The organism is Treponema sp. R80B11-R83G3 (assembly GCF_054786115.1).
In genome coordinates, this window is the sequence record NZ_BDHF01000030.1 from 66,926 (window position 1) to 75,289 (window position 8,364).

4 protein-coding genes are annotated in these 8,364 nt (G+C 47.7%); all 4 read right to left on the reverse strand.

The annotated features are described in order from the left end of the window. Positions 1-61: 61 nt before the first annotated feature. Positions 62-2,536 (reverse strand): endopeptidase La, encoded by a 2,475-nt coding sequence (gene lon, locus ACYVRH_RS06215; RefSeq protein ID WP_461256060.1) that lies wholly within the window; start codon positions 2,534-2,536, stop codon positions 62-64. A gap of 679 nt (positions 2,537-3,215) precedes the next feature. Beyond that, entirely contained in the window at positions 3,216-6,143 is a 2,928-nt protein-coding gene (locus ACYVRH_RS06220; protein WP_461256061.1) for a sugar-binding protein, read from the reverse strand. A 105-nt stretch (positions 6,144-6,248) separates the two neighbouring features. Then, positions 6,249-7,439 (reverse strand): hypothetical protein, encoded by a 1,191-nt coding sequence (locus tag ACYVRH_RS06225; protein ID WP_461256062.1) that lies wholly within the window; start codon positions 7,437-7,439, stop codon positions 6,249-6,251. Between the two features lie 14 nt (positions 7,440-7,453). Continuing rightward, positions 7,454-8,364, reverse strand: a 911-nt coding sequence (locus ACYVRH_RS06230) for a glycoside hydrolase (RefSeq protein ID WP_461256063.1), incomplete at its 5' end; no start/stop codon positions are given.

Genomic DNA, 8,364 nt, shown 5'->3' on the forward strand with positions numbered 1-8,364 from the left:
GAGCCGCGAATGCGGCGAAGGTTCCCCTCTTGATCTTTGTGTGAGTTCTTCTTGAATAAAATCAGGACTTTTTTAATATTCTTGAATCAAAAAGCAGATTGAATACGTCGGCGGCGGTTTCGGCGAATTCGATAATTAATGAAGAGCGGATGTCTTTGTCCAGCTCGTTCCAGTCTTCTTCGTTATCTTTGGGGAGTATCACTTTTTCCATGCCGTTTCTGATGGCGGCAAGCAGTTTTTCTTTTAAGCCGCCAATGGGAAGAACTCTTCCCGTGAGGGTAAGCTCGCCTGTCATGGCGATGCAGGTGCGCGGCGGAACTTTGCAAAGAGTGGAGAGCAAGGAAGATGCGAGCGTGATGCCGGCGGAAGGTCCGTCCTTGGGGATTGCGCCTTCGGGAACGTGGATGTGGAAATCGGTTTTTAATAAATCTTTCGCAAGGAAATTGTATTTGTTTCCGGTACTGCGCAAATAGGAAAGGGCGATTCTCGCGCTTTCCTTCATTACGTCGCCTAGATTTCCAGTTATGACAAGCTCTCCTGTTCCTGAATAGCGGATTGTCTCGACAGGCAGAATGGTTCCGCCCGTTTCCGTCCACGCAAGACCGTAAGTTACGCCGACCCGCGCTTCCCTGAATACGACATCCCGTTTGTATTTTTTCTTGCCAAGTAATTTTTCAAGGTTTGAAGGCGTAACAATTTTATTATATTCAGATACGGGCTTATCCTTGCCGTAACCTTTATTCACCGCGTCCCTTGCTATGCGCCTTATGCACCGCGCCGTCTCTCGTTCAAGGTTGCGCACTCCCGATTCCATTGTCCAGTAACGGATAATGTTCTTAATTGTATCGTCCCTGAATGTGATTTTTGCCGAAGATAATCCATTTTCGCGTAACTCTTTGGGAACTAAAAATTGTTTGGCTATGCTCAGTTTTTCATTTTCTCCGTAACCGGGAACTTCGATTATTTCCATGCGGTCAAGCAGGGGGTACGGAATGGAGTGAAGAGAGTTTGCGGTAGTTAAAAACATTACTTTGGAAAGATCGTATTGAACTTCAAGATAGTGATCCACAAAGGTTGAGTTTTGTTCCGGATCAAGCACTTCAAGCAAGGCGGACGCGGGGTCTCCGCGAAAATCGCTTGAAAGCTTGTCGATTTCGTCTAACAAAAATACGGGGTTAACCGTTCCCGCCTTGCACATGGACTGAATAATTTTACCGGGCAAAGCTCCCACATAAGTCTTTCGGTGCCCCCTGATTTCCGCCTCGTCGCGCACGCCGCCCAGTGAAATACGCACAAAATTTCTTCCCAAGGCGCGCGCGACAGATTTACCCAAGCTTGTTTTCCCCGTTCCGGGCGGCCCTACAAAGCAGAGGATCGGCCCTTTTACCGAATGGGGAACTGATAATTTCGCATTATCTTTAACCGTGTCTTTAACAGCTTCATTTTTGATTGCGTTGTCTTTAAGCGCGTCATCTTTAATAGAGTCGTCTTTTAACGTTTTGTTATTAAGCGCTTCGTCAGCCTGTAACTGCCGCACCGCTATAAATTCAATTATACGGTCTTTTGCCTTCTTCATGCCAAAATGATCTTCATCTAAGATTTTCTCGGCTTCGGCAAGGTTGACGGAATCAGCCGTGAAATTGCTCCATGGAAGGTCGGCTATCCATTCAAGGTAGCCCCGTAAAACCGCCGCTTCAGGGGAGAGGGGCTGGAGTTTTCTAAGCCTTTTTATCTCTTTTTCCGCCTTTTCCTTAACGTCAGATGGAGGATTCTTTTCCGTAATTCTTTTTTCAAGAATGGCAAATTCGTCCTCTATTTTATCTTTGCCAAGCTCCTTGTTAATTTCGCGTAACTGTTCGTTAAGGATATATTCACGGTGGCGTTTGTCCATCCGTTTTCTTACTTTGCCTGAAATATTTTTTTGTATGCCGTATATTTCATTTTCTTTTTCAAGCATTTCAAGGATCGCAAGAAATCTTTCCCTTGTGTCGGCATACCCCAAAAGCTCTATTTTTTTCTCGGATTTAATATTTACCGCGTTAGACACAAGATTTGCGAGGCGTTCCGGGTCTTCCGATTTTTCAACTGCGGTAAGAGTGTCGGGATTTATTCTTCCCGAGTATTCGGCGTATTGGGAGAATGATTTTTGGACGCTTCTCATTAAACCTAGGTCTTCCGAACTTAACGGTTCGCTTAAACCGATTGTTTTAACCGGTTCCACTCTTACCATTGAATAAGCTTGATTCGTATTGAGTGAAATAATTGTTCCCCGGTATTCGCATTGAAACACTACGCGGTAAGTATTGTCGGGAAGTTTTAAATGTGAAATTATTCTTACTACAGTTCCTAGCGCGTAAGGTTCGTCGGATGACAGGCGCAGATCGTTCTTTTTTAAACACGCGGCAAAAAGGCGGAATATATTCCTGTAGAAATCAAGCAAATCCGAAGGTTCAACTTTTTTCTGTTCTACCACTATGCTAAATTTCTCAAAAACATCCTCAAGTATGGACATTCTTTCTTTATTTGTTAAAAGCATAAATTTCCCCATAGTTTTTAAAAACACCCCATTCAACGAATGGGTTTTGATTATGCGTTCAAACGGCAACCGCCATTAGAACGCTGCCTTTAGGCAATGCCTTTAGGCTACCCCTCCCAATAAGCGGTTTCAAAATACCGCCCATAAGATTATTTTACCATAATGTTAAAATAAAAGCAAGCGGGAGTGATATAAGAAAAAAAATAAAAATTGACCGATTTTAACGGATATAATGATGAGAAATTAAACTTTGGAACGTAGATTTTACGCATTAACTACGCATACCAAATTCTCCTAATTTTATTCAATCCTTATCCATAATAGGTTTATGGAATCCTTAAGATTAATCCCCGGTAAAGACCGCTTTTTAATCCTTTGGTAGGCCAACAGCGCATTTTTTCCTCCGTGTGCGCTTCGTTGAGCCGCCCCCCTCCCTAGTGTCATTTGAACACAGCGGCGGCCTGATAAAATTACGGAACGCGTCTGCCCGCTTGCCTGACACTAAAACAGGTCAGGAAACGGTCAGTCGCCCCTAAGCCCCATTAGGCTTATATTAATCGTCTGACCGCTTTTTTGCAAGCGGTCAAACGGCATCAAAAAAGGCACCAGACGGCCTTTAATCCGACCGCTTCCTGACCACTTATAAGTGGTCAGGAAAGCGGTCAGATTTTACGTCATTTTAATAATCCGCGTAGTCAATCTCTTGCAGCGTACGGACAACATTATCCGTGCCGGCCTGTGCAACGAAGACCTTCGCGCCTTTGCCGCCCCACAGTAACATGTGGTTGGGCAGCATTGCCTTGACAACTTTAGTGCCGTCGTCATTTTCAAGCGTAATGTCCTTGATGTAGTAAGTTGCGCTTAAGCTTCCGCCGGCAGGACCAACCGGTCCAATTGCCAACAGAACAACGCCTGTCGCGTTCTTATCGCATTGTAAAGCCGCATTAATATTATTGAACGTTCTTGAATCAGTCTTCCAGTCGGTAGTAAGGGCGGTTCCGCCGTCAGATGAACCAATCAATTTACCGTCACCCGCGTTACCCATGCTGCCATTGCGCGGAGTACCAGTAGGATCAGCCCACTCACCGGCGCCATAATTGCCCCATACCCGCAGACGGGCGTTTGCGGCAGAATCCGCTTTAAGCGTATAACTAACTTTGGTGTAGTCACCGAGCTTTGCGCCGGTAGGCAGATTAAATCCAAACACCGGTACTGCGGTATTTGTTACGTCTACCTTATCGATCCAGTCATACAGTTTGCGGGTTACCTTGTCATTGCCGTTCTGTGTAGCATAGGCGTTTGCGCCCCAGCCTTGTAATACTAACGGATGATCGGGATGCAGCGCCGGGACAACAAGAGTGCCATCAGCGTTTTCAAGCGTGATTTCCCTAATATAGAAGGTCACAACTCCGCTTCCGCCTCCCGGAGGCGCAAACGCTAATGACAGCAAGGTAACGCCTGTTGCGTTCTGGGCTGTTGCCGGGTTAGAGCTAAGAGCATTCAATGCCCAATCATAATCATTCCATTCATCAACCTTATCCGAATAATCCGTACCCCCATCTGAACTGGCGAGTAATCCATCGTTTGTAGTATTCTTCAGACCCTCAGAAGTGCTATAGGTATTAGAAGGATCATCCCACTTGGTTGGATCATAGGGCCCCCATACCCGCGCGCGACGTGTTTTGTTTTCTAGGGCATTGTAGGTTGTTCCGTCAAGTTTGGCTGAGAATTTAACTTTGGTAAAATCGCTAAGCTTTTTACCCGCAGGTATGTTAAACCCGTACACCGGCGCATTAGTATTTACGGTCGTAACCTTGTCCACCCACTTTGTCGGCATAATAACAGTAGCCGCGTCAATTACGCCCGCCACCGCTGATTTGGTAATCGTACTCTGTGTGCCGACCGTATTCTTTACATTTGCGTAATAGTACTTAGTTCCGGAAGAAGTCCCGCTGTAGGTGCTTCCTCCTGTTGTGGGAGTACCTGCTCCAACTGATGTGCCTACACCATCGGCGGCATCCGCTTCAAACCATTCATAGCTGATGGTTCCGCCGTCTTTGGGCGTAGAAGCCGCTACCGTAAGGTCAAACGTTTCCCCAATAGCTTTTACCGTGCCTTGCGGCTGGGTAGTAATAGTAGGAGCCAACGCCGGGTAACTCGGAGTCGCGGGACCGCCTTTCAGTACCGCCCTGCCGTAGTCGGTGGCGTTCTGGTAGTTGGTATGGTCAACGTTGTTCCACACAATAACGCCGTAGCGGCTTCCGGTTACGGGCGCGGTATTAATCTGAAGTTCAAAACCAAATTCCCAGTCGTTCCTGTAGGTTGTTGCGTCAAAGAATTTCTCTCTCAGCCTCCACGGAGCTTTCAGAATAACGATATACCCGCTGCCATCCGCTTTCTTCCATGAAGCCCATTTATTCAGTTCTCTCATTGCCGCGGGTGATCCGCCTTCGCCTGATACCTGGCCGTTAAGCGCAAGCCTGTACTGACTGCCGCCGCCAATGGGGTTGCTGTTGGAATATACGCCGGCGCCGTTAGCGTCCAGCGGGCCTTCATTAACAAAAAGCTCAAAAGAGTCGGTATTGTGTTCGTTATCAGTATCACTCATGTCAGGATCGGTTACGTCAACGTATACCGTAAGTCCTTCCTCGTCCCACAGTGCCTTTGCCCACGCCGTGGTTTTGCCGGGTATTCCGTCCGGTTCAGGAGCGGCGCCTCCCCTAATCGCTTTGAATTCATCCGAGCAGTCATTATTGTAGAGTTTAACGATTGGGTAGGTTTGCAGTTGCGAATTATCCCAGACCGTGAGATCCGACGGTTGATCATGGCCACTGTTGAATTCCTGGGTTCCGTAATAAATATCTCCAATCTGCATAAAGTTAATTTGCAGTTTGTAGTACCCTTTGGCACCGGTCGCCGAAGTTACCTCTATATAGAGGTATTCGCCGTCTGCAAATGTGATTGTATTTGTATCATTAAAGGTGGGTTCCTCAGTTCCTACAGCGTGGCCGTATTTTACGGTTCCCGTTGCGGTTACAGGCGTAGCCGTTATCTGTAATCCTCCAGTAGGTTGTCTATCAACAACATAACTAAAGAGAACGGTGCCAGGCACGGCAGACTGCCATGTGGCTCCAGCCGCAGGTATGGTAACGCCGGTTTTAACGCCAATATTTAATGTTGCCAGGGCTACGTCCGCTAATGTAATGTCAATTTTGTAATATGATTTGTTTTTTCCATTTTTAACTTCGATGCACAGAATATCTCCTGTCGCAAAAGAAGTGTCCGGATCCTGCCAAAAATCAGGGTCTTCGTCTGCTTTGTAGGTCCAAAACCCAATTTCAGCTTCGCTGTCCGTCGCGGTCGCCGTAACAGTAGTGTTAGCCTGCAATATTACAACGTTTCCGTGCGCAGTTACGCCGTTTAACGTGGCTGCCGGCGTGCCAAGTGTCGCTTCAATTGTGCCAAATTTAACGCTACTCAGACTTGTGTCACCAGGTTGTACAGGTGGTTTTTTCTCAGGCTTATCAGAACCGCTACTGCAACTGATAATGCCCAGAATTGCTATTGCCGCAAATAGGGCAATACCGATTTTAAAAATCTTTCTCATTACTCTCCCTCCTCAATCTATTAGGAATACTGTCCTTTGCAGCTCACCGTCAGGCTTTGCCCAACAAAAAAATTATTTTGACGCGCAACGCGCGATTGTCCACCACTATAACTGCATGCAGAAGCGCAGGTTTATCCACTGGGACTGCCTGATCGGCTCCACTCCCGCGTCTATGCTCGCCTGATACTCATGCAAATACGCCCTGCGGAAGTTATACGCAAAGGCGACATAAGACGACCCAAAGTTAAGCTGTATTTTCGGTTCGATTTCTATAAACTGAAACGGAGAACCTTCATACATCTTGCCTTCGCCGAAATCCTGTCCGTACCAGAACATAACGCCGGCACTCAACTGGTTGTTAAGGAATTTCCAGTAAAAACTGGGCCTGATGTGCAGCACGCTCCTCTTGTCGCCAACGTCAAAACCAAGGCGCACCTGGGCGGTAAAATATTCGGGATCGTACTGTAAAAAGAGCCAGTTTTGAAACAGTTGGCAGCTTGGGTCTTCGTCGTATAACGCTTCTAAAAAACCTAACGCCCAAATCTGAAAACCGGGCAGATACTTTTGTATAACCCGTTCTTCAACGCGGTACAACAGCGAGTCTTCCTTGTCGCTGGTTTCCGCGCCGCTGCCCTGTATCTTGTCCACATTGCCGTCTAGACGGTAGGCGAAACGGAACAGAAACAGGTCGTTGTCATAGGAAACGCCCAGCACCGATTCACGCAGAATCTCAATCAATGTCATCGGCTTGTCATTGGGCCAGCCCTGATCGCGTCCCTTGTCATAAAAATTTAAGACAAATCCCGCGTTTAAGCCGGGAATAAAAGACGGCTTCCATTCTGTGCGCATTCCGCCGCCGCTTGCGGTTTCAAGTTCCTTCCACATTTCAGGTCCGCCGGTTCCCCAGGGAGACGCGCCAAGTTTGCCGACCGAGAATGTAAGCTGGTCTTCAAGAAAATTTCCGTAGGCAAAAGCGTACTTCCAAGGGGGCGCGGTGTCTATCCAATTGTCCCATTCAACGCGGGTTTTAATGCCCATGTTTTTGACGGCATAGTCCAAATCCAGCCGGAAACGCCCCTGTCCGTTGCCCGCGTCGTCTTTACTGCCCAACGCCACGCCTTCGGTAATATCGTCCCTTCCCTGATCCTGGCTCTTAGTCCACAACAAGCCGCTTTTAGCGTAACCGGATATTTTTATTTCCTGATCCGGATACTTCGATTCCTGCGCAAAAGCTCCGGCGCATAACGTAATGCCCAAGATGAAGGCCAAAGCTGTTTTTATGTTCTTACTTCTCACTTCCCACTCCTAATTTATTTTGTAAACCTTACCGACACGATATTACTGCGTGGCAGCATGATAACCGCGGATGTTCCGTCGCCGCTTAATATAACTTTTTCCGTCTTGGCTTTTACGTTCGCGTTAGACCTCATTGCCGTAGCGGTTTTGGCGACAAACCCCTGCGGCAGTTGAATCTTGACTGTTCCCATATCCAAACCGCCCGAACCGTTTGTGTTGGTGGGAGTCCACATAACAACGCTGTAGGTGTTACCGTCATCCGACATAAAACCTGTAAATTTCGCGGCGGTGCTGTTACGGTCAAATTGGCTGTTGTTTACATTCTTGCCGACGCTTAAAGCGGTTTTTCCGTCGGCCGCATAGCCTTGTACGGACACGTCCACGCGCCACATTTCCTTGCTGAACTTCGCGTAGTGGGACAGACCGTAACCGCGCGGGTACACCACGCTTTCAGAAGTGCCGTACTCCCCGTCTCCGATTACGCTGTAAAACCTCTTCAAGTACCACCATATAAAGGCGCTTTCGTCGTTCAGCCTTATGCTGATGTCAACGTCGTTCAAGAACTGCCACACGTAATTCCATAAGGAATCGTTGGGGTAGGCGGTCGCGTTGCCTGAGTTGATGTTGTGTTCGGTCATCCAGACTTCTCTTTTGGGTTCTTTGTCAAGAGCGTTAGCGTAACGTATCTGCACGTCTCCGTAGATATGGCGGCCTATAACGTCAATAGCCGCGCGAGAAACGGGATCATTCAAGGCCGCGTCATTAATCGCGGGGTTATTGGCGCTTTCGCCGTTCATGGTCAGAACATTGGGAATCGCTTTGCCGCCGCCATAGCCTGGTATCGCTGTGGGGATAGTGGTAAAATGCCCCTGCTCCTTAAAGAAATCCCGCATTTGTTCCGGCGTCCATTCGCATCCGTCATAAC